The 21,690-nt window shown below is 49.1% G+C and carries 19 protein-coding genes and 1 riboswitch; of the genes, 3 read left to right on the top strand and 16 right to left on the bottom strand.

From position 1 onward, the window contains the following. Positions 1-43: 43 nt before the first annotated feature. The 5 genes from WMO65_RS06905 to WMO65_RS06885 form a co-directional block, all read right to left on the bottom strand. Positions 44-1,936 carry a beta-L-arabinofuranosidase domain-containing protein gene (locus tag WMO65_RS06905; protein ID WP_148392990.1) on the bottom strand — a complete coding sequence of 631 codons (1,893 nt, stop codon included), beginning with the start codon at positions 1,934-1,936 and terminating at the stop codon, positions 44-46. A gap of 23 nt (positions 1,937-1,959) precedes the next feature. Beyond that, complete coding sequence (locus WMO65_RS06900) at positions 1,960-2,592, bottom strand: YesL family protein (protein ID WP_148392991.1); 633 nt, start codon at positions 2,590-2,592, stop codon at positions 1,960-1,962. 25 nt (positions 2,593-2,617) lie between these two features. After that, the gene (locus WMO65_RS06895) at positions 2,618-3,451 is read right to left on the bottom strand and encodes a carbohydrate ABC transporter permease (protein WP_148392992.1); all 834 of its coding nucleotides are present in this window, start codon (positions 3,449-3,451) and stop codon (positions 2,618-2,620) included. A gap of 15 nt (positions 3,452-3,466) precedes the next feature. Continuing rightward, positions 3,467-4,360 carry a carbohydrate ABC transporter permease gene (locus tag WMO65_RS06890; protein WP_148392993.1) on the bottom strand — a complete coding sequence of 298 codons (894 nt, stop codon included), beginning with the start codon at positions 4,358-4,360 and terminating at the stop codon, positions 3,467-3,469. Positions 4,361-4,451: 91 nt separating this feature from the next. Continuing rightward, a complete protein-coding gene (locus tag WMO65_RS06885; RefSeq protein WP_148392994.1) occupies positions 4,452-5,810 on the bottom strand; it encodes an ABC transporter substrate-binding protein in 1,359 nt (452 codons plus the stop codon). A gap of 281 nt (positions 5,811-6,091) precedes the next feature. Between WMO65_RS06885 and WMO65_RS06880 the strand changes: the two genes are divergently transcribed. Further along, positions 6,092-6,994 carry an AraC family transcriptional regulator gene (locus WMO65_RS06880; protein ID WP_187370626.1) on the top strand — a complete coding sequence of 301 codons (903 nt, stop codon included), beginning with the start codon at positions 6,092-6,094 and terminating at the stop codon, positions 6,992-6,994. Positions 6,995-7,078: 84 nt separating this feature from the next. Here the strand turns inward: WMO65_RS06880 and xdhC are convergent, their stop codons facing one another. The 6 genes from xdhC to WMO65_RS06850 form a co-directional block, all read right to left on the bottom strand. Then, complete coding sequence (xdhC, locus tag WMO65_RS06875) at positions 7,079-7,567, bottom strand: xanthine dehydrogenase subunit XdhC (protein ID WP_148392996.1); 489 nt, start codon at positions 7,565-7,567, stop codon at positions 7,079-7,081. Continuing rightward, on the bottom strand, positions 7,560-8,453 hold the full coding sequence (xdhB, locus tag WMO65_RS06870) for a xanthine dehydrogenase subunit XdhB (RefSeq protein WP_033141214.1): 894 nt from the start codon (positions 8,451-8,453) through the stop codon (positions 7,560-7,562). Before xdhB ends, xdhC begins: the two co-directional genes overlap by 8 nt. After that, entirely contained in the window at positions 8,446-10,869 is a 2,424-nt protein-coding gene (gene xdhA, locus WMO65_RS06865) for a xanthine dehydrogenase subunit XdhA (RefSeq protein ID WP_349063899.1), read from the bottom strand. The genes xdhB and xdhA overlap by 8 nt, the downstream gene beginning before the upstream one ends. Before the next feature lie 81 nt (positions 10,870-10,950). Beyond that, entirely contained in the window at positions 10,951-12,252 is a 1,302-nt protein-coding gene (locus tag WMO65_RS06860; RefSeq protein WP_148392998.1) for an amidohydrolase family protein, read from the bottom strand. A 103-nt stretch (positions 12,253-12,355) separates the two neighbouring features. Then, a riboswitch (purine riboswitch) is annotated at positions 12,356-12,453 on the bottom strand. Positions 12,454-12,631: 178 nt separating this feature from the next. Beyond that, complete coding sequence (locus WMO65_RS06855) at positions 12,632-13,198, bottom strand: chromate transporter (protein ID WP_033141217.1); 567 nt, start codon at positions 13,196-13,198, stop codon at positions 12,632-12,634. Further along, a complete protein-coding gene (locus WMO65_RS06850) occupies positions 13,195-13,767 on the bottom strand; it encodes a chromate transporter (protein WP_148392999.1) in 573 nt (190 codons plus the stop codon). Before WMO65_RS06850 ends, WMO65_RS06855 begins: the two co-directional genes overlap by 4 nt. A gap of 259 nt (positions 13,768-14,026) precedes the next feature. Between WMO65_RS06850 and WMO65_RS06845 the strand changes: the two genes are divergently transcribed. Together WMO65_RS06845 and WMO65_RS06840 are read left to right on the top strand one after the other, a co-directional pair. After that, the gene (locus WMO65_RS06845) at positions 14,027-15,913 is read left to right on the top strand and encodes a beta-N-acetylhexosaminidase (protein ID WP_148393000.1); all 1,887 of its coding nucleotides are present in this window, start codon (positions 14,027-14,029) and stop codon (positions 15,911-15,913) included. Between the two features lie 130 nt (positions 15,914-16,043). Further along, on the top strand, positions 16,044-16,373 hold the full coding sequence (locus WMO65_RS06840; protein WP_033141218.1) for a hypothetical protein: 330 nt from the start codon (positions 16,044-16,046) through the stop codon (positions 16,371-16,373). Positions 16,374-16,522: 149 nt separating this feature from the next. Here WMO65_RS06840 and WMO65_RS06835 read toward each other — a convergent pair whose 3' ends face one another. The 5 genes from WMO65_RS06835 to accB are packed head-to-tail and all read right to left on the bottom strand — an operon-like array spanning position 16,523 to position 21,686. After that, positions 16,523-17,572 (bottom strand): NAD(P)H-dependent flavin oxidoreductase, encoded by a 1,050-nt coding sequence (locus WMO65_RS06835; protein WP_148393001.1) that lies wholly within the window; start codon positions 17,570-17,572, stop codon positions 16,523-16,525. Positions 17,573-17,590: 18 nt separating this feature from the next. Continuing rightward, positions 17,591-19,348, bottom strand: a complete 1,758-nt coding sequence (locus tag WMO65_RS06830; protein WP_187370627.1) for an acetyl-CoA carboxylase carboxyltransferase subunit alpha — start codon at positions 19,346-19,348, stop codon at positions 17,591-17,593. 49 nt (positions 19,349-19,397) lie between these two features. Beyond that, positions 19,398-20,738 carry an acetyl-CoA carboxylase biotin carboxylase subunit gene (locus WMO65_RS06825; RefSeq protein ID WP_033142219.1) on the bottom strand — a complete coding sequence of 447 codons (1,341 nt, stop codon included), beginning with the start codon at positions 20,736-20,738 and terminating at the stop codon, positions 19,398-19,400. Between the two features lie 10 nt (positions 20,739-20,748). After that, complete coding sequence (gene fabZ / locus WMO65_RS06820; RefSeq protein WP_033142220.1) at positions 20,749-21,177, bottom strand: 3-hydroxyacyl-ACP dehydratase FabZ; 429 nt, start codon at positions 21,175-21,177, stop codon at positions 20,749-20,751. Between the two features lie 11 nt (positions 21,178-21,188). Then, positions 21,189-21,686, bottom strand: coding sequence for an acetyl-CoA carboxylase biotin carboxyl carrier protein (gene accB, locus WMO65_RS06815; protein ID WP_033142221.1), 498 nt, complete (start codon positions 21,684-21,686; stop codon positions 21,189-21,191). Between the last annotated feature and the right edge of the window lie 4 nt (positions 21,687-21,690).

The following is a 21,690-nucleotide window of genomic DNA, read 5'->3' as shown; positions in this document are numbered from 1 at the left end:
CGGCCAAATACCCCATATCATTGAAATTATACCGTAAGGTTTTCTACTTTTCAAGTGGGAGATCATGATTTTTCCCCTTCAGCGGAAAATAAACCTGATATTCCTCATATCCCACCTGATAGAGCGGAACAAAACGAATTCCCCTGTCCTGCCCGATGGTCTTATATGTATTCTGCCAGTAAGCCCATTCTCTCTCGTTGTCGGATACCAGAATCTTCTCCGGCTCCTGGAGATCTCCATACAGGGTGCGCTCCTCCCCGCACAGTCCGGCCAGCACTACAGGCCCATCCAGATAGGCCGCCATATCGGGCCTGCCCGGCAGATACTCCACATGGATTCCCCTTGGAAGCTCAATATGAATGATGTTTCTGCTCCAGACCCTTTTTATCCTGGCAAAACTGCTCTTTTCTGCCTCCACATCTGCAGTCTGCCCGTCCACAAGGATAACAGGATTTCCCTGTATCCACCAGGGTATCCGGATACAAATGGAAAATTCTTTTTCTCCCTCCGCCTCAATCTCCAGATCAAATACCAGTCTGTCAGGGTGAAACGGCTGCCTGGCTGTGACATCTGTGATCTTCTGCCGGCCGGGCGAATCGCTGGAGAGATGTTCACTTCCGCTCAGCGAATTGATCTTTTCCTGTACAATAACCGCTGTATTCCCAATCTTCCCTCTGTATTCCGAATCAAAATACTGGCATACATACAGACTGTCTTCCCCTGCGTAGTACATCCCTGTATTATGCGCGGCATTTGCCTGGACCAGGGAACCATGACAGCAGAAGAAATCCTGGGTTCTGCTGCTCCACCCCTTCTGTCCTCCTGCCCGCAGAGGAAGGAAATACGTCAACAGCCCTTCTTCCGGATACATGGATTTCCTGCCGTGGGTAAAGCTTCCCCTCCAGTATCCCTGAGCCATTATGCCATTGTATAGATTTCTTTCCCAGTAATCCATATAGGCAGCATCTCCTGTGCGGCGGAATAAAAAGTCAGCCAGCCGCATCATATTATAAACCGTACAGTGCTCCTGGTTCTTATCCCCCAGCCTGTTGGCCAGATGCATCTTGGGACTCCAGATCTCCCCGCAGGTCTGTCCTCCGGTAGCATATGTGCCCCGCTTGGTGACTGCCATATTCCAGTAGGCGTTTACAATTTCCAGCCACTTTTCTTCCCCTGTCACTTCATAAGCAGCGGCCGCTCCCAGAACTTCCGGTATAGTCGTATTGGCATGCATATTGGTCAGCACATCCCTGCCTTCCAGAAGACCGTCAAACAGATCACAGCGGTAATACCTGTCCATCAGTTCCCGAAACATGCGCTTCCCTGTGATCTTATACAGCAAAACCCAGATTTCCAGCATACCGCCAGTCTCCACGTCCAGGATTCCCTGAAACTGTTCCTTTGTATAACGGCCGCTCCAGTCATAGAACCATTCCCCAAAACGTACGGCGATCTCTAAAGCCTTTTCATTATTTGCCAGCTCGTACATATCAATAAGACCCATAAAGGTCTTGTGAACCGTATACTGCGGCGCCCAGATCCGCTTTTTGTTTCCAATCCAGTAAAAGTATTTTTCCGGTATGGAAGCTGCCCATCTGCCTCCGTTCTCCTTCTGGCATCTCTCCAGGATGTCCACAATTTCATCCGCCTTTGCCTTTACCATCCGGTTCCCGGAAGCCTCGTAATGCATTGCCGCTGCCGAAAGCCAATGTCCCAGGAAATGCCCGCGCAGTTCACAAAGGGGGGATTCCCATCCTCCGTGGATGCCTGTGGGCAGCTCTGACGTTTTATAAAGGCCGGCCTCCAGCGTGTATGGAAGGAGCAGATTTTCATTTTCCAGCTCCAGCAGATATTTTTTATTTTCTTCCCGTCGGCGTATCAGCTCCGGGTCCAGGATTTTAACCTGCCGGCCTTTTGCCATTTTTAAGTTACTCATACTTCATCTCCCATCTTATTTTTTTATTTTTCTGCATACCATCCACATTTTTCCGTTTCCGGCGTGTAGCGTATCAGCACTTTTTCCATAAAAACGGAGAAAAACAATGTTCCGACAACAGGCAGGCAAAATGTAAACAAAGGAACATACCACATAGCCGCTGCACATAATACTACCGTCAGAACCATGAGAAACGTATAGGGAAAATGCTTCACCATCAATCCCGCTGAAAACCTCAGAATTTCAAAACATTTCATACTGCATCTTGACAGAACGGGATATGCATAGCATCCAACAGACAGAACAACAAATGCCAGGCATCCATAGACAGCTACGGTAAAAAACCGGAAACTGTCATCCTTGAGTGCTGCCGCGAAAACAAAGTTTATATAAAACAATACTATCCCTGCCATGTACAGAATCCATATTCCCAATGCCGGGAAAAAATTCATCCTCAAAGCGTGAAAAAAGGTCTTTGTCACATATCCCCGGTTCCTGCGGATCGCCTTCACCGACGTATAATAAAGTGCCGTGGTGGATGCACCTATGGTCACTACAGGCAGGCAGCATAGAAACCACAGTGTGCTGAGCCACAGAATATCCATCACTTTCCCTATTCCGCACATGATCGGTGAATCATATTCCATAAAACGCATTCCATCATCTCCGTTTCCATATAAATCAGTCTTTCATGCCTGACATCATAACACCCTTTACAAAAGCATCCTGAGCACATAAAAATGCGATCAGCACCGGAAGTACCGCAATTACGGAAGAAGCCATAAGTACCGGCCAGTCCGTAGAATACATCCCTTTCATACTGGCAAGCCCCAGAGGGAGGGTATACTTTCTCGCATCATTAATATAAATGAGAGGTGTGAAATAATCATTCCAGACATTCATAAAGCAGAAAATACACAGTGTTGCAATCGTTGACTTTGCCATGGGAAATGCAATCCTTAAAAAGGTCACGATCGGATTACAGCCATCAATTTTGGCTGCCTCCACCAGCTCATTGGGAACGGTAATGAAAAACTGTCTCATAAGAAATGTTCCAAATGCGGATACAGAAGCAGGGAGCATCAGGGACCACAGGGTATTTACCAGCCCGTACATGGACATCTGCAGGAAGTTTGTGATAACCGTCACATGGAAGGGAATCATCATAGTCGCCAGATACAGGGTAAATATTTTATCCCTGCCCTTAAAATTCATTTTCGCAAACACATAACCTGCCGTAGCAGAGGTAAACACCTGAAAAAATACAACCCAGGCGGAAACCTTTACACTGTTCAGGAAATATGCGAAATAATCAAATCTGCTGGAGATCTGTGTGTAGTTCTCCCACACAAGCCGCTCTCCAAACAAAGTCGGCGGAAACACAAACACTTCTCCCAGACTTTTAAAAGAGGAAGACAGCATCCAGAAAAAGGGAACCAGCATGATCACTGATCCCAGAATCAGAATCACATGGGCTATTATCTTACCAATCAACTTTTTTCTCTTATTGCTCATTGCCCGTTTCCCCCTTTAATAAATTTCACGCATGTTCTTTTCCATGCGCATATTGAACACTGTTATGATCATAACAATGAAGAACAGCAGATACGCGATCGCACAGGCATACCCCAATTTAAAATACTGGAATGCATTCTGATAGAGGTAATGCACCAGAACAGAGGAAGAACGCCCCGGGCCGCCTTTTGTCATCAGCATGACCTGGTCAAATACCTGGAAGGAGCTGATGATGGACATGACAAAAATAAAGAAGGTTGTGGGACGCAACATGGGGATTGTGATATATCTGAATTGCTGCCATTTATTTGCCCCATCCAGCTCAGAAGCTTCATAATAACTGGTGGAAATTCCCTGAAGCCCTGACAGGAAAATTATCATATTATAACCTGCATTTTTCCAGATACCTACAATTGCCAGGGATACCAGGGACGTAGATGTGTTTAACAGCCACTTTGGCCCCTGAATTCCAAACAGAGAGAGCACATAATTCAAAATACCGTAATCCGGATTATAAATCCACTGCCATACAATCGCAACCACAACCATAGATGTTATGGCCGGCAGGAAAAACGCTGCCCTGTAAAATCTCCTAAATCCGATCTCCTGATCCAGCATAACCGCTAAAAGCAGAGAAAAACACATACCAATCGGAACCGTGATAACCGTATAAATGATGGTGTTCTTCGTAACCTCCCAGATAATAGGGTCTTTTGCCATATTGATGTAATTCTGAAGACCTATAAACTTTGGGGTTGTCAGCATATCATATTTGGTAAAGCTGAGAACCAGGGTTGCCACCACCGGTATCAGCATAAATAACAAAAATCCAATGACATTGGGAGCCAGCATGAGCCAGGCCCATTTGCTGTCATCCTTTAACTTGCTTATCTTCTTTTTATTTCCCACTCTTACCCTCCTGTCCCAGACCGGATACCTGTCTGCATGGAAATGCACCCTGCACAGCTCGCGCAGTGCAGGGTGCATCGTTTTCTACCACTTACTGCTGTAATGCGTCTTGAATTGCCTCATCGATTCTGGTATCCATATTCTGTAATGTTGTATCAATATCCTGATCCTGTTTAAAATACATGTCCGTCTCCTCAGCAATTATGTCTCTTGCCTGTGAGGTAAGCTGTAAAGCTGTAGGATCAACAACTGCGTCCTTAAAATATGTAAGCATCTGTTTGTAGCTGTCTCCGTGCACCTTTTCATCATACCACTGTGCCACTGCATCATCTTCATACATGGAATAGCGGTTCGGCATCCACAGTCCGCTCTTTACAAGAGCACCCTGGTAATCCATTCCTGACAGGAACTGGAGGAATTTCCATGCCTCATCCTTGTGTTTGCTGGTATCGGAAATACAGTGCAGATGTGCCTGTCCTGTGGTAAGCACTTTTCCGTAAGACGGAAGCGGAGCCATCCCGATATTCATTCCGGAAGCAGCCAGTTCCTGAAGCGACCAGGAGCCGTCCACCAGCATAGCAACTTTTCCTGTCTGCAGCATCTGTTTTGCGGACATTCCCACCGCGTCTAATGTGGAGGCATCCGGTGCGGAACCATCCTCTGTACGGATTGCCTTGATCGTCTCAAATACTTCTTTGTTCTCCGGGGAATTCATTGTACTCTTTGTGTAGTCTTCGTTGTATCTTGTTCCGCCGTTGGAGAGTAACTGTGCATTTAAGGTATCTGCCACAGTTTCCAGTCCGTACACGCCATAAATATCATCTGATGTGAGCTGTTTTGCAATATCCCGAAACTCATCAATAGTCCAGCAGTTCTCCGGGTCCGCGCTTGGATACTCAATACCCTTTGCGTCAAATACGTCTTTATTGTAGTAAACGATTGGAGATACGGTACAGGATGAGATACCGTATACATGTCCGTCCACCTCCATGATCTGACGGGAGGAATCTATGAAATCATCCAACGGATAGCTCTCATCAAACTGATCCGTGATATCCCACAATGCTCCCTTTGAGACAATGGCACGATAGCTCTCCGCTGCCACGAACATTACATCGGGCAGAGACCCCGCCGCCGCGGATGAGAGTAATTTTGCGTTGTACTCAGAGCCGGCAAGTCCAGGTGTATAATTCACCTTTATATTTGGGTTTTCTTTTTCAAAAGCTGCAATTCCGTCCTTCACAGCCTGGGTTTCCAGAGGGGATGCCTCCCATCCCATAAAGGTCAATTCCACAACTCCGTCTTTTGATTCTTCCCCTGAACCGCCTGAAGAATCTGTATCCCCTGTCTCACCGGAACCGTCCGGCCTGGACGGCGCACCACAGCCTGTTACTGCGGCTGCAGCCATTGCTGCTGCCAGAGCCAACGCCAAAATCTGTCTCTTTTTCATGTTATAAACCCTCCTGATCTATCAATCTTTATTATCAGTTACTCTGCTTGCAAGCACTTTTATTTGATGACATTATGTTACCATACTGAAAATCTCAAACAACGTACAATACACAAGAAAAAGTGGTCATTTCCAATTATTTGCCATAATCGCTGTCCGGGGTTTCTGTTTTTGTGATACTATAGTAACTGTTCATCAGACGTTACTATTCCGCCTTACGGCTTCACAGCAACTCAGACTGCATCGTTATATACCATAGAATTAAGATGGGAGGGAATGCCATGCTCTATTTTATTTCCGATGCCAGCAAGCCGGTAGAGTATATATCCTGCGGCAACCTGGCAAGCAAAGATGGCTTTGTACATCCGAAACGAAATATTGATTCTTTTGTTTTGATCATTGTAATTAAAGGAACTTTACACATTACACAAAACATGACCAATTACGATGTCAGGGAGAATGAATTTATTCTTCTTTTTCCCAATACCCTTCATTACGGATATCACCAGACAGACGGGGAGCTGTCTTATTACTGGGTGCATTTCTATGTAAAAGACCCGGATTATTCCATCTATAATCGGGGAAGTCTTCTGCGAAACCGGCCCATCCTCAAAGAATCTGCTGATATCACTTCTACCCCCCCCCCCAGGGAAAATTTTCTGCTCCCCGAATACGGGGAGTTATCTGTGGAAAGACGTTCAAGACTTCTCTTTGTGCAGCTTCTTGATATTGCCAAAAGGGAAAATTATGTGCCGACCTGGAGATGTCACTATGCTTTAAATCTGCTGCTTATGGAAGTGACAGACGAGTCTTTCCAGATCAACCGTTTTCTGGATTCCGGTGTGCCGATCCATGTTCTTGATGTCATAGAATGGATCCGGACCCATTATGACCAGCCGCTCAGTGTGGCATCCATAGCGGCGCAATTCGGATACCACCCTACTTATCTGACCAATATCTTTAAAAAATATACCGGATATCCTATTCTTACATACGTGAACCGCACCAGAATTTCTGTTGCCAAAAATCTTCTTACCAACCGGACTCTGTCTATCTACCGGATTGCGGATATGTGCGGATTTTCGGACGAGAAATATTTTATGAAGCTTTTCAAGCGTTATGAAGGAATCACGCCTACCCAGTACCGAAAAGCATTCCATCAGAAAAAAATCAATCTTACCTGATTTATATTTCTTATAGATACAAAAAGCGGGATACGCTGCCTGTGAGCAAACGTATCCCGCTGACTGATTCTTATTTTATTGTGTTTATTCCCGGTTTACCGTCCGGTAAGTCTCCTCCACAATCCTTTCCATGGCATTCAGAATATTCTCATACCCTGTACAGCGGCACAGATGTCCGGAGATCAATTTTTTCAGTTCTTCTCTGCTGTATCTCTTCCCTGTGCCCACAATCTCCACTGCGCTCATAATAAGACCCGGTGTGCAGAAGCCGCACTGGACTGCAGCCTCCTCCACAAAAGCTGTCTGGATAGGGGAAAGTTCCCCGTTTCTGCCCTTTAAGCCCTCCACGGTCATGATGTGTTTTCCCTCCGCCCACATGGTCAGATAGATACACGAATCAATGGCTTCGCCGTCCACAAGGACCGTACAGGCGCCGCATTCCCCTACCTCACAGCCGCGTTTCACACTGGTAAGTCCCAGGCGGTTTCTTAAAGTATCAAGCAGGGCTTCCCTGTCATCCACTGCCAGTTCTGTCTCTTTTCCATTGACGGTCACGGTTATGATCTTAAGCATCTGCCTCACCTCCTGAAGCTTTTTCTATGGCTTCTTTTGCAGTCCGCACGGACAGCTCCCGCACCAGCTGAAGACGGAATTCCCTGGATGCACGCCAACTGGAACGGGGTGTCACTTCAGAGACTGCTCCCTCTTGTATCTTCTCATACAGTTCCGGGTCTGTAACCGCCATTCCTTTTACCGTTTCCTCTGTTTTAAAACAGCGTATGGGGGTAGGCGCAGCCACGCCGAATCCCAGCCGGAACTCCGAAATCCGCATGTTGTCAGCACTTAATTTCACATGTACCGCACAGCCGAGAGTGGCAATCTCCATAGCGTTTCTTTTCCCGTATTTTGTATAATGTCCGTAAAATCCCTGGTAATTCTCCCTGGTGATCTTTATGGCAGTCAGAATCTCTGCATGTTCCCGCAGGGTCCGGCCCGGACCTGTGTAAAACTCAGCAACAGGTATCTCTCTTGTGCCTTTGGGACCTGTCAGCTCCAGCACCGCATTCAGAGTAAAAAGCAGAGCCGCGCTGTCTGCACTCGTCACGCCATTACAGACATTTCCCCCGATGGTTCCTATGTTGCGGATCTGGGGGCCTCCCACCTGATCCACTGCCCATCCCAGTGCAGGGATATATTTTTGTATCACAGGGTCATAGGTGATGTGTGAAAATGTAGTGGCAGGACCTATGACAATGGTGCCGTCCGCCTCCATCCTGACTCCTTCAAGAGCCGGTATCCCATGTATGCTTACCAGGGAACAGCCGGCAAGCTTCCCTTCCCTGATCTTGATCAGCACATCACTTCCTCCGGAGATCACCACCGCATCCGCGTCTTCCTCCAGTGCTCTCACAGCGTCTTCCACATCTTTGGCCTGATAATATTTTTCAATGTCATACATGTGTTTCACCCCCTTTTAACTTCCCGCTTTTGGCTCCGATCATTCCCTCTTTCATAAAACGCTCCACCAGTTTCTGCGGTGACAGCGGAAGGGAATCAAAAGCAATTCCGGTGGCGTGCAGCACGGCATTTCTGATAGCCGGAGCCACAGGAATAGTGGGAGGTTCTCCCAGCGCTTTGTTGCCGAAAGGACCTGTGGGGTCATCCATCTCCACAAAATCCGTATGCAGATCCGGTGTGTCCATAGCTGTGGGGATCTTATAGTCAAGGAGGTTGGCATTCAGCGGCCTTCCTGTCTTTTCATCCACCAGCAGTTCTTCACTCAGCGCATAACCAATGCCCATGCTCATGCCCCCGTGCACCTGCGCTTTGGCAAGGCTGGGATTAATCAGTTTTCCGCTGTCATGGACATTGATGATATCCAGTATGCGGATTTTACCCACCGGCATATCCACCTCCACTTCTGCAAAGCAGACACCTGAGGCAAAGGAGTTTTCCTTACAGTGGCTGGTCGTCTCAGCAGTGATATGCACAGATTTTTCCAGGCTGTACAATGCCTCCTCCGCAAGGGCTGCCAGGGAAAGAAGCACCTCCCCTGAGGCCTTGTCGATCACCTGATTCTCTTTGATATCCAGCCTCTTCCACGCTGACGATTCAGCACATGCTTCCGCAGCTTCAGAAACACCTGCGCCTGCCTCTGCATTTTTTTCCGCTCCCAAAGGCATATCACCGCAGGGCAGCTTCAGCTTAAATGCCGCATACTCCAGAATCCTCTGCTTAAACAATTCTCCTGTCTTTTTCACAGCTTTTCCGCTCACATAAGTCTGCCTGGAAGCATAGGCTCCTGTGTCAAAAGGCGTGGTATCTGTATCCTGTACGGTCTCTATATGTATCCTGTCCTCCGTTATGCCTGTGATCTCTGCTGCCATCTGGGTAAACACCGTGTCAGCTCCCTGGCCGATCTCAGTTGCCCCCATAAAGAGCTGCATGGAGCCGTCCTGATTCAGAACCATACGGCAGGATGACGTCTCAAGAGAAATGGAATAAACCCCTGTCTTATAGTTGAAGATTGCCATACCCACGCCTCTTCTCACGGGCCCGGACTGGTTCTCATATGCCTTTCGTTTTTCCTCCCAGCGGATATATTCCCTCCCTTTTTCTATACAGGCTTTCAGCCCGTAAGAGTGGAAGGCAATGCCCAGATGCGGATCTTTATACCCTTCCTTCACACAGTTTTTCAACCGGAACTCAAGGGGGTCCATACCCACAGCGCGGGCCAGATCGTCAGCCACGCACTCTGTCACAAAATCCCCCTGGGGAATCCCATATCCGCGCATGGCACCGCCTGTCATCAGGTTCGTATAAACCGTATAGCTGTCCGACTCCAGAACCTTCTCATCCTGGTAAAGCTGTTTGAAAATATTGGCTGCGTTGGCTGCAATGGCGTGAGCATGGGAAGCATAAGCGCCCTGGTTGGAGTAGGCTTCATATTTCCTCGCCACCAGTGTGCCGTCCTCCCTGACTGCCCCTTTGATCTTCCAGGTAAACGCATGGCGCACACGGGTACAGCCAAGAGTCTCCTCCCTGGACAGCTCCAGCCTGACGCCGTGACCGCCTGCCTGGGTACATAAAAACGCGTTTAACGGCTCATACAGCACATCCTGCTTGTTGCCGAATCCGCCGCCGATATACGGCTTGATCACCCGAATCTGCCCAATGGGAATCCCCAGAGCCTGGCTGACCACACGCCTCACAATATGGGGGATCTGGGTGGAGGTCACTATGACGATCCTTCCCTTCTCCATATAGGCATAGGAAACCGGCACCTCAATGTGACAGTGCTGGACCGGCTGTGTCCTGTACTCCTTCTCGATCACGGCCAGCCCTTCCTCACAGGCCGCCTCCTCAAAACTTCCGTCCCCCAGCACAAAACTGGTGTGCGCGATCACATTTCCCGGCTTTTCCTCATGCAGAAGAGGTGCTCCCTCCTTCATGGATGCCTCCGGGTCCAGTATCACCGGGTATTCCTCATATTCCACTTTAATCTTATCTGCCGCACGTCTGGCTGCGATATCATCCTCCGCGATCACAGCTGCAATGTCATCCCCATACATGCGTACCCGCCGGTTCAGAAGCTTTCTGTCCTTAATATCCTGATGTGCCTTTTCCACTGACCAGGGGTGCCCCGGTGTCGGAAACTGAATATCAGGCACATCAAAACAGGTGACGATCTTCACCACGCCGGGAACCTTTAATGCCTCTTCCAGATCAAAACTTTTTACCCATCCGTTTGCTATGGTGCTGTGTACCACTTTTGCCGTATACAGATTCTGCGGCATCAGATCCGCCGTGTATTTTGCCTGCCCCGTTACTTTTTCCCAGGCATCCACACGATTCTTTGAACTGCCAACTCCCATAAATCATCCCTCTTTTCCATCTGTGAACAGCCGCTGCTGCCACTCTTGTGCACAGTCTGTGCAGCAAATGCGCAGACCTGACTAAATAGCTGCAAAGATTTTTCTGCCTGCCACATATTTTCCTATCACATCCCTGTCATCTGACAGGTATACCACACGTTCCAGACGTTCTTTCAATGTCAGCTTTCTGGGTGTTTTCAGTCTGGAGTCATCCATGATCACCGCGTCAAATTCATACCCTTTTTCAAAGCTGCCCACCTGCCCGAAGAAGGCGCCGCCTCCCTTTGTGCCCAGGTAGAACACCTCATCCACAGTGAGCGGCTTCTGCGTATCATCCTCCAGACGCCAGCGAAGTTTGGATGCCTGCACAGCGCCCACCATCACCTGAAACAGGGAGAGTACATGGCCTCCTGCAATATCACTTCCCAGGCCCACATGGATACCCTCATCCAGATATCTCCTTATCGGTGCCACCCCTGAGGATAAATCGGTGTTAGAGTGAGGACAGTGGGCTGCAAAGACCCCGTTTTTCCTCATCAATACAATCTCTTCCTCTGTGGGATGTACGCAGTGCGCCATAACTGCCGGATAATTTCCCCCGAACATACCGAACTGCTCATAGGCATCCCCGTAAAAAGAGGACCAGGGGCACAGTTCCTTCACCCAGGCAATCTCCCCTTTATTCTCAGAGAGATGAGACTGGATGGGAAGATCATACTTCTTTCGGATTTCACTGAGCATTTTCATAAGATCATCCGAACAGCTTGGGATAAACCGCGGTGTGAGGATGGGCCTGACATTTTTGTATCTTCCGTTTACCTCCTTCAGCCACAGGCGGGTGTCCAGAGCTGATTTTTCCGCACTTTCCTCACAGAGATAATCCGGCGCGTTCCGGTCCATATTTACTTTTCCCACCATAGTTTTAAGGCCCGATCCTTCCAGCATATCCATCAGGAGAATGGTTGCCGGCACATGGCGTGTGGCAAAGATGCACGCCCTGGTGGTTGCGCTGTTTTTCAGGTCTTCTGTAAATATGCCATATGCCTTTTCCGCGTATGCCATATCCCCGTACTTTCCCTCCTCGGGAAATGTCCGTGTATCCAGCCACTCCAGAAGCTCCATATCCATGCCAAGGCCCGTAAATGCGTACTGAGGCGCGTGCAGATGCAGATCCACCAATCCCGGCAGGATCAGGGCATTCCCACAGTCTGTCAACGGGAAGTCCCTCCATTCTTCCGGAAGTTCCTCAAACACCCCCTGGCAGATGCCCTCCCGGCATACCAGGTAAGCATTCGGAACGGTCCGGACCGTCTCTGCCGTCTCACTGTAGCAGATATTTCCCTTCAATATAAAAGTATCTGCCCTGTTTTCTTCTTTTCTCATGTTTTACCTCCTATACAAGGAGCGATTGCTGAATCCGGCCGCCGTACTTTTCAGAATCCTTCTGAAAATAAAAAACCAGCCACCGGAACCAGACTGCAAAGCCCCCAATTATCAGGGGACTTATAGTCAGCTATTTCGGTAGCTGGTAGAAACGTTCAACCCGCATTATGAACATATATAAGTCCTGTTTTTCACCGTATTACTACAGCGAATTACTATTCTTAGTATAGTATACACAGGTCGAAAAGTCAATATTCACGGAACTGGAAACACAATATAGATTTTGTACTGTTACTGCCCACATGCCAGTTTCCTGCCAGGTGTTTTTAAACTGAGGGCATGAAAATCCCGAGGCAGAATACTTCAGACAGTCTCTTGTTTAATGGCCGCCGACTGCTTTCCAGGCCAGTTCCAGAACACCGGCCAGCACCATGACAAGGATGGGATTCCATTTCTTCAGCCTCAGCGCCGCCACGGCCAGAATAAAGATGATTATCGCATCCCAGCGCATAGCTGACAATTTCACGACTCCCTCTTCACCAAAGAAGGCAGTAATCAGAATTGCCATGCCGGCAGTGGCAATCATGGAGACCACGGCAGGCCGCAGAGTGTTCAGGATACCCTGCATCATGTCCAGTTTTCTGTACTTCATATACATATAAGCCAGCAGGGACACGATAATACAGGAAGGCAGGATACAGCCTATAGTAGCTGCCAAAGAGCCTCCCGTTCCTGCAATTTTAGAGCCTACAAAAGTAGCGGAATTAATGGCGATCGGTCCGGGTGTCATCTGGGAAATGGTGACCAGGTCGGTAAACTCTCTCTGGGTCAGCCAGCCATGGACAGCCACTACCTGATTCTGAATCAGGGGCATAGCCGCATAGCCGCCTCCAAAACTAAATAATCCTATCTGGAGAAAACTCCAGAATAACTGCAGATAAATCATGACTTCTCACCTCTTCTTCCCCACAGGACCCTCAACACCCCAAGTCCGATACATATGAGCACTACATAGACCACATTCATCTGAAAGAAAAAAGTGACAGTAAAGGCAGCCGCCATGATCAGATTGGACACCAGACTCTTCCCCTCTATCACACCTTTTCCCATGTCATAAACTACAGAGGCGATGACTGCAGCCACCCCGCACTGCATGCCGTCCAGTGTGGTTTTCACGTAGAAATTAGACTGGAAAGCTTCATAAAAGAAAGAAACAACCGTGAGAATCACAAATGGAGGCAGTACCGTTCCCAGAATGGAGACCAGAACGCCCGCCATGCCCGCCAGCTTATACCCCACTACAATGGCTCCGTTTACTGCAATGGGTCCGGGTGAAGACTGGGCGATAGCCACCAGATCCAGCATCTCCTCCTCTTCAATCCAGCGGTACTCATCTACAAATTTTTTCTTCATCAGGGTAATGATCACATATCCTCCCCCAAAGGTAAAAGCACTCAGGTACAATGTAGAATAAAACAACTTCCACAAAATCCGCATCTTTTCTTTTCTCTCCATAAAAACACCAGCTTTCATTCTATGATTTTATCATAGTATAGTCCCTTTTCTCATGGCTGTAAAATAGTTTTATCATAACAATGATCATAGTCTTTTGCCTATGATTTTTACATTATTATTCTTGTACATCTTTATTGTTTTATCCGTGCTGCTGAAGTTTCTTTCGTGCTGAAGTTTCTTTCGTTGACTCCTCCCTAAAACTCCTTTACAATAAAAGGACACCGGAATAAGTTTGAAGAGTAAGAAAAGGAGATCACTTATGGAAATTTTTAATCTTGCACATATAGACCCGTCTCTGATGACCGGAGCCTTATCCGCTGCGGAATATCTGGAAAGAGATATGACCGGGGACCGCTGCATAGAAATCACTTCGAAAAAAAGCGGCAGCGGCCTGTCTGTCCGTCTGGACGGGGATAGAGCCTGCATTACATACAGCAGAACCTCTGAATTTTTCCGCGGCCTCGGGATCATCAAGGAATGGATCACCCAAAACTGCCAAAGCGCTGCCAAAGAAGAACAGGCAGTCTTTGAGCATCTCACCTACATGGCTGACTGTTCCCGCAACGCTGTGTGCAGCCCTGATTTTGTGAGGAGGCTTATTATCAAACTCTCCCTCATGGGATATGACCGGCTCATGCTCTACACAGAGGACACGTATGAAGTGGAGGGATACCCTTATTTCGGACATTTCAGGGGCCGGTACAGCAAACAGGAGCTGCAGGAGCTGGACAGATTCGCGGCAGCCCTCGGTATAGAGATGGTGCCCTGCATCCAGACCCTGGCCCATTTAAACGCGATTTTCCGCTGGCCTGCCTTTGAGCCGGTACATGACACGGGAGATATTCTGTTTTGCGGAAGCGAGGATACTTACAGTCTGATAGAAGCCATGGTACGCACCTGGTCAGAGACCTTTCAAAGCCGCACCATCAACATCGGAATGGATGAAGCGGAGATGATCGGCCGTGGCGCTTACCTGAACCGTTTCGGCTATGAGGAACGCATTGATATTATGGAACGCCATCTGCACCGCGTCCTGGAAATCTGTGAAAAATACGGATACACCGCTATGATGTGGAGTGATATGTTTTTCAAAATGATCTCCGGAGGCGAATACTACGGCAGAGAATTCCATATCACAGAGGATATCAAGAAGAAGATTCCGGCAAATGTAGAGCTTCTCTACTGGGATTACTATTCCCGAGATGAAGAGACCTATGACCAGATGATGAAATACCACAGGGAACTGGCCGGAAATGTGGGGTTTGCCGGAGGTGCCTGGAAATGGAACGGGTATGCCCCTCTTATCAGCCACAGCATGCAGGTATCCCGTCTTGCCCTGAGACAATGTGAAAAACATGGCATCACCAATGTACTTGTGACCGGATGGGGGGATGACGGCGGTGAAGCTTCCCAGTCCGCCGTACTTCCCGTACTCTCACTCTTCGCAGAATTTAACTATACCCGGGCCGCCGGCGACCGGGATCTGGCGCCCCGTCTTCTGGCCTGCACCGGCGCTGTGCTGGAAGATTTTCTGAAGCTGGACAACCCGAACCTGACACCTGATAATCCTATGCCCGGTAAAATGAGTGCCGCCCCCGCCAGATATCTGCTGTATCAGGATGTCCTCATGGGCATCTATGACTGCCATGTGGATGCGCAGACCTATCCGGAGCATTACAGACGCTGTGCAAAAGAGCTTCGGGCCATTGCCGAAAAGGGCGGGGAGTATGCCCCTGTTTTTGGCACGCTTGCGCTTCTGAGTGAAGTGCTCGCCAGAAAAGTGACCCTGGGCCTTGATGCGAAAGCTGCCTACGACGCGGAAGACAGAGCCGCTCTTCTGGCGACTGCCGAATCCTGCATCAAAACCGCAGGGCTTGTGGAACAGTTTAAACATGCCCTGAAGGAACAGTGGTTTGCGGAAAATAAATGTTTCGGATATGAAGTCCTGGATATCCGGCTGGGCGGTCTGATGGAACGCCTTAAAAGCTGTGCTGCCCGCATGACAGACTACGCGGAGGGAAAGATTGCCTGCCTGGAAGAGCTGGAAGAGACACGCCTGCCGGTTCTCACAGATAAGGACGGTCATCCTATCTCTCCGGTCTGTGACAATATCTGGCGTCAAATGGTATCTGCCTCTGTAGTATAAAATCAAACGAATCCTGTTATACCATTAAATTTTTAGAAAATATGATTTTTCTTCCATTTAATCATTGACTATTTTTATCAAAAGAATTAATATAAAGATAACAAGTAAAACGTGGAAAGGGGTGTTCATAATGTTGGAAAGATTGATAGTCACTTTAATTTTTGCCGCTGGATTCCTGTTAGTCTGCTGGACTTTGATGGAATACTGGCTTCGTTCTTCCAGACGCACAACAGAAACGGGGTTACGGGATAAAACCATTTTTGTGATCGGCAGATTCTGCCAGGCTATTCAGCAGAAAAAGAACTTCCGCCACATCTGGATGGAAGAAGAATTCGGCAGTGCACATCTGAATGATTTCCACAGTGTCCAAAACACCGGGACTGTAAATGAGCACACCGAAGGCAGAGAACAGGGAAGCAGATATCAGGAGAAAAAATATAAAATGAAGGTCAACATGTAAAGCCTTCATAAAATAAATCCTCTTTTAGGGAGGCCCGGTCGAATCATTCGGCCGGGCCTCTTAAAACACAAAAAAGCTGCCCTCTCCGCGGTTTCCCGCAGATATCAGCAGCTTTCCTTTTTCATTTCTTATCCCGGCACCTTCTCATTTCAGCCAAGCTCTTTCATGATATCTTCCACTTTTTCAATCTTATGGGAGCGGCAGGCATTGGAGCCGCAGAACAGAAGCGCGTCCTCCACTCTTCCCTCCGCTGCATTCACCAGTGCCTGTGTGATACAATACGGTATCTCTGCGGGCCTGCAGGTGACGATGCAGTGATAGCAGTGTTCGATTCTGCACTTTTCCGTCTTCACCCTGTCCATAAAAGCATTTTTGATCGCTCTTCCCGGCATTCCCACAGGACTCTGCACAATACAGATATCCTCTTTTTCAGCCCGGATGTATGCCTGTTTGTATTCCGGCGCGGCGTCGCACTCCTCTGTCGTCACGAACCGGGTCCCCATCTGTACTCCGTCTGCGCCCAGCGAAAGCGCATGGTCCATATCGGCTCTGTCATAAATGCCGCCTGCCACTACCACAGGAATCTTTTTGCTGAACTTTTCCCCGTATTCCTTTACCGTTTCAATAATGGAGCGAATCACGCCGTCATAAGACTCATCTGTAAAGGTATCCAGCTCTTCCCTGGAAAATCCCAGATGGCCTCCTGCCTTTGGTCCTTCAATGACCACCAGATCCGGTGCCTTCTTATACTTTCTCTCCCACATACGGCAGATGACGTTCAGGGACTTCAGGGAGGATACAATAGGGGCGATCTTTGTCTTCGTGCCCTCCACATATTTCGGAAGGTCAATGGGCAGTCCGGCGCCTGAGATGATCAGATCCACGCCTGCCTTCACCGCAGTTTTCACATATTCCTCATATCTCTGGGTAGCTACCATAATGTTCACGCCGATAATGCCGCCCTCTGCGATCTCCCTGGCCTTTTGGAGCTCTTTCCCTATGGCTCTGTAGTTGGCCTCAAAGGGATGTTCCCGAAAATCCGGCTCCCGCCAGCCGATCTGCGCGGTGGATATGACGCCTACACCGCCGCAGGCAGCCACACTGCCCGCCAGACGGGAAAGGCTGATCCCCACTCCCATGCCGCCCTGTATCACAGGTATCTTAGCTGTCAAATCACCTATCATCAATGGTTTTCTCATACTCTAACTCTTTCTGGCTCACATTTTTCTGAATCGCTTATACCGGAGGGCCGCCAGCTCTTCCGGTGTCTTTCCTTCCATCTCTGAAAGGAACTGGTGCATACGGTTTTTCATATCCTCGGCAATCTCCGGCAGGTTCTGGGCACAGGCAGGAATATCCTCCGGTATCACATGTTCGATGATTCCCAGATTCTTCAAATCCCTGGCTGTGATCTTCATGACCTCTGCCGCTTCTTTTGCCCTCTTGCTGTCCTTCCAGAGAATGGAGGCAAATCCCTCCGGTGAGAGCACAGAATATGTGGCATTTTCCATCATCCAGACCTCATTGCCCACACCCAGGGCCAGCGCACCGCCGCTTCCGCCTTCGCCGATAACGATACTCAGCACAGGCACCTTCAGGTCAGACATTTCCAGCAGGTTTCTGGCTATAGCCTCCCCCTGCCCTCTCTCCTCTGCCTCGATGCCGCAGAATGCACCCGGGGTGTCAATGAAATTGATGACAGGCCGGTTGAATTTTTCTGCCTGCTTCATAAGGCGCAGGGCTTTTCGGTAGCCTTCCGGGGAGGGCATGCCGAAGTTTCTTAAAATGTTATCCTTGGTATTTCTCCCCTTCTGCACACCGATCACGGTCACCGGCTGCCCGTCCAGCACAGCCAGACCTCCCACAATGGCACCGTCATCCCGAAATGCCCGGTCTCCGTGCAGTTCCATAAATTCTTCAAAAACAGTCTCTATATAGTCAAGGCTGGTGGGGCGTTTGGAATCCCTTGCCGTCTCCACACGCTCCCAGGCAGTCATGTTCTTATCCCGGTTTCTGCGTCTGCGTTTCTTCTCCCCTTCCTCCGCCATTTCCGGCAGAGTAATCCTGGTGAACTGGCAGTAGCCGTTCTTTCTTTCATGAAACTTCACAAGCCCTGATAAGGTTTTTTTCAACAGGTTCCTTGTGACGATTCCGTCAATAATGCCGTGCTCTACCAGAAATTCCGCTTTCTGGAACCCTTCCGGCAGCTTCTGTCCAATGGTCTGCGCAATAACTCTCGGGCCGGCAAAACCGATCAGCGCTCCCGGCTCGGCCAGGATAATATCTCCCAGCATGGCAAAGCTGGCTGTCACCCCGCCTGTGGTGGGGTCTGTGAGCACAGGAATATAGAGAAGCCCTGCCTCACTGTGCCTTTTAATGGCTGCGGAAGTCTTTGCCATCTGCATCAGGGATACCATGCCCTCCTGCATTCTGGCACCGCCGGAACAGCAGAACAGGATAACCGGCAGTTTTTCCTCTGTGGCCCGCTCAAAGGAGCGGGTGATCTTCTCCCCCACCACGTATCCCATGCTCCCCATGAGAAAACGGGCGTCGCAGACACCCAGCACCACCCTGGTGCCGTCAATCCTGGCCTCACCAATGCGGATAGCCTCTTCCAGGTGTGTCTTTTCCTGCTGTTTTGCGATCTTCTCCTCATACTCCGGATAGTCCAGGGGATTAAAGGTATGAAGCCCTGTACACCATTCCTGGAAAGATCCCTTGTCCGCGACCATACGGATTCTGGTCTTGGCCTTGATCCGGAAATATCCCTTGCATTTCGGACATACATAATCATTTTTTACAACGTCTTCCTTGTAGAGGAGTTCCCCGCATTTGGGACATTTGACCCATAAACCTTCCGGGACGGAGGGGGTGTTTTCACTGCCTGGTGTCTCTTCCCCGGGCACTTTACTCTCCTCGGTCTCCGGCTCCTGTACATTGGTAGTCTTCTTGAATAAATCCTTTAATCTGGACATATCTGCCTGCTCCTTACTCGTAATGATAACTGTTCAGATGCCTAAACGGTTACTCGTAATGCTCTTCTATAAAATGTGTAGTCACATTCCCATCCAGAAAATCCTTCTGGTTCAATATATCATATTGGAAATCCAGGTTTGTCTGCACCCCTTCAATGATCACTTCACCCAGCGTACTCCTCATTTTCGCAATGGCAGACGCTCTGTCCTTGTCGTGGACAATGACCTTCATGATCATGGAATCATAGTTTGGCGGTATCTGATAGCCGTTATACACCGCTGTGTCAATGCGGACACCGTTTCCGCCTGGGACATGCAGATTCTCAATCACGCCGGGACAGGGCATGAAATTCTTTGCCGGGTTCTCCGCGTTGATCCTGCACTCAATGGCATGGCCTCTCATGCAGATATCTTCCTGCTTCACAGACAGGGGAAGTCCCGCCGCCACCCGGATCTGCTCCTTCACCAGGTCCACGCCGGAGACAAATTCCGTTACCGGATGCTCCACCTGAATTCTGGTATTCATTTCCATGAAGAAAAATTCACCGCTTTTGTCAAGCAGAAACTCTATGGTCCCGGCACTCTCGTAACCTACTGCTTTTGCGGCACGCACCGCTGTCTCCCCCATTTTCCTGCGAAGCTCTTCTGAGATGGCACAGGAAGGGGACTCCTCGATCATTTTCTGATGGCGGCGCTGGATGGAGCAGTCACGCTCCCCTAACTGTACCACCTGACCGAACCGGTCTGCGATGATCTGTACTTCGATGTGGCGCGGCCTGCCCACGTAACGTTCCAGATACATGGTATTGTCAGCAAATGCATTGACAGACTCCCTCTGGGCCGTACTGAAATTTTCTTCAAAGTCTTCTCTGCTCTCAGATATGCGCATGCCTTTACCGCCGCCGCCTGAGGATGCCTTGATCATTATGGGAAAGCCTATCTTTTCTGCTTCCTTCAGTGCTTCCTCCACAGTGTACACCGGCTCTTTGGTGCCGGGGACCACAGGGACGCCTGCCTCCATCATAGTCCTTCTGGCCTCTGATTTATTCCCCATCTTGTTGATGACTGCTGCGGAGGGGCCGATAAAGGTCACATTGCATTTTTCACACATCTCCACAAACTTGCTGTTCTCAGACAAAAAGCCGAATCCCGGATGGATGGCTTCCGCCTTTGTGGCGATGGTGGCGCTTAAGATGCGCTCCATGTTCAGATAGCTCTCCTGTGCAGCCGCCGGGCCAATGCAGACCGCCTCATCCGCAAGCTGCGCGTGAAGGGCATCCCTGTCCGCCTCTGAATAGACTGCCACCGTCTTAATTCCCATCTCTCTGCAGGCACGGATGATGCGGACTGCAATTTCTCCTCTGTTTGCGATTAATATCTTCTGAAACATATCCGATCTCCTATCCGATTGCAAATGTCATCTCAGCGGATGTGGTTATTTTGCCGTCCTGATTCCTGGCAACTGCTTTTCCCACGCCGATAGGCCCTTTTTCCCTGATGATCTCCAGCTCCAGGGTCAGTACATCACCCGGCACTACTTTTGTCTTGAATTTTGCGGAGCTGATGCCTCCGAAATACGCTGTCTTTCCCTTATTCTCCGGTTTGCTCAGAATTGCCACTGCACCTACCTGAGCCAGGGCCTCAAGCTGAAGCACGCCGGGCATGACCGGTTCCTTCGGGAAATGTCCTGCAAAGTACGGTTCATTGTAGCTCACACACTTTTTCCCTACCGCGCGGACACCGGGTTCCAGCTCCTCAATAGTGTCAATCAGCAGAAACGGCTGTCTGTGAGGGATAATCTCCATAATTTCCTTTGTGTTCAGTTTCATATCTACGCCTCCTAACGGATTACGAACAGGGGCTGTCCGTACTCTACAACTTCTTCATTCTCCACCAGAATCTGTTCCACGGTTCCGTCAAATTCAGACTCAATCTCATTCATCAGCTTCATGGCTTCCACGATTCCAAGAACCTGGCCTTTTTTTACAGTATCTCCGACTTTTACAAATGCCTCCGCATCCGGTGAGGACGCATTATAAAAAGTGCCTACCAGCGGGGATTTCACCACATTTCCGGAGAGGATGGTCTCCTCAGCTTCCTGGAATGTAACCTCTGTCTGGGCCGGGCCTGCCTGTGCCTGGAAGTTCTGCATTGCAGGGCTGCCTGCTGCCGGGCCCATATCCGGTCCGGGAGCAGGTGCCATCATGGGTGCTGCAATGATCTTGGTCTGTTTGTTGGTCTTCATGGAGATTTTCAGACTGCCCTCCTCCATAGAAAACTGGGTCAGGTTTGAGTCACTGACTGTCTTGATTAACTGAATGATCTTATCAAATTCCATATGC

Source organism: Blautia caccae, from assembly GCF_040095955.1.
Classification (GTDB): Bacteria; Bacillota; Clostridia; order Lachnospirales; family Lachnospiraceae; genus Blautia; species Blautia celeris.
Note: the sequence above shows the minus strand (reverse complement) of the source record. Positions and strands in the feature narration are given on the sequence as shown.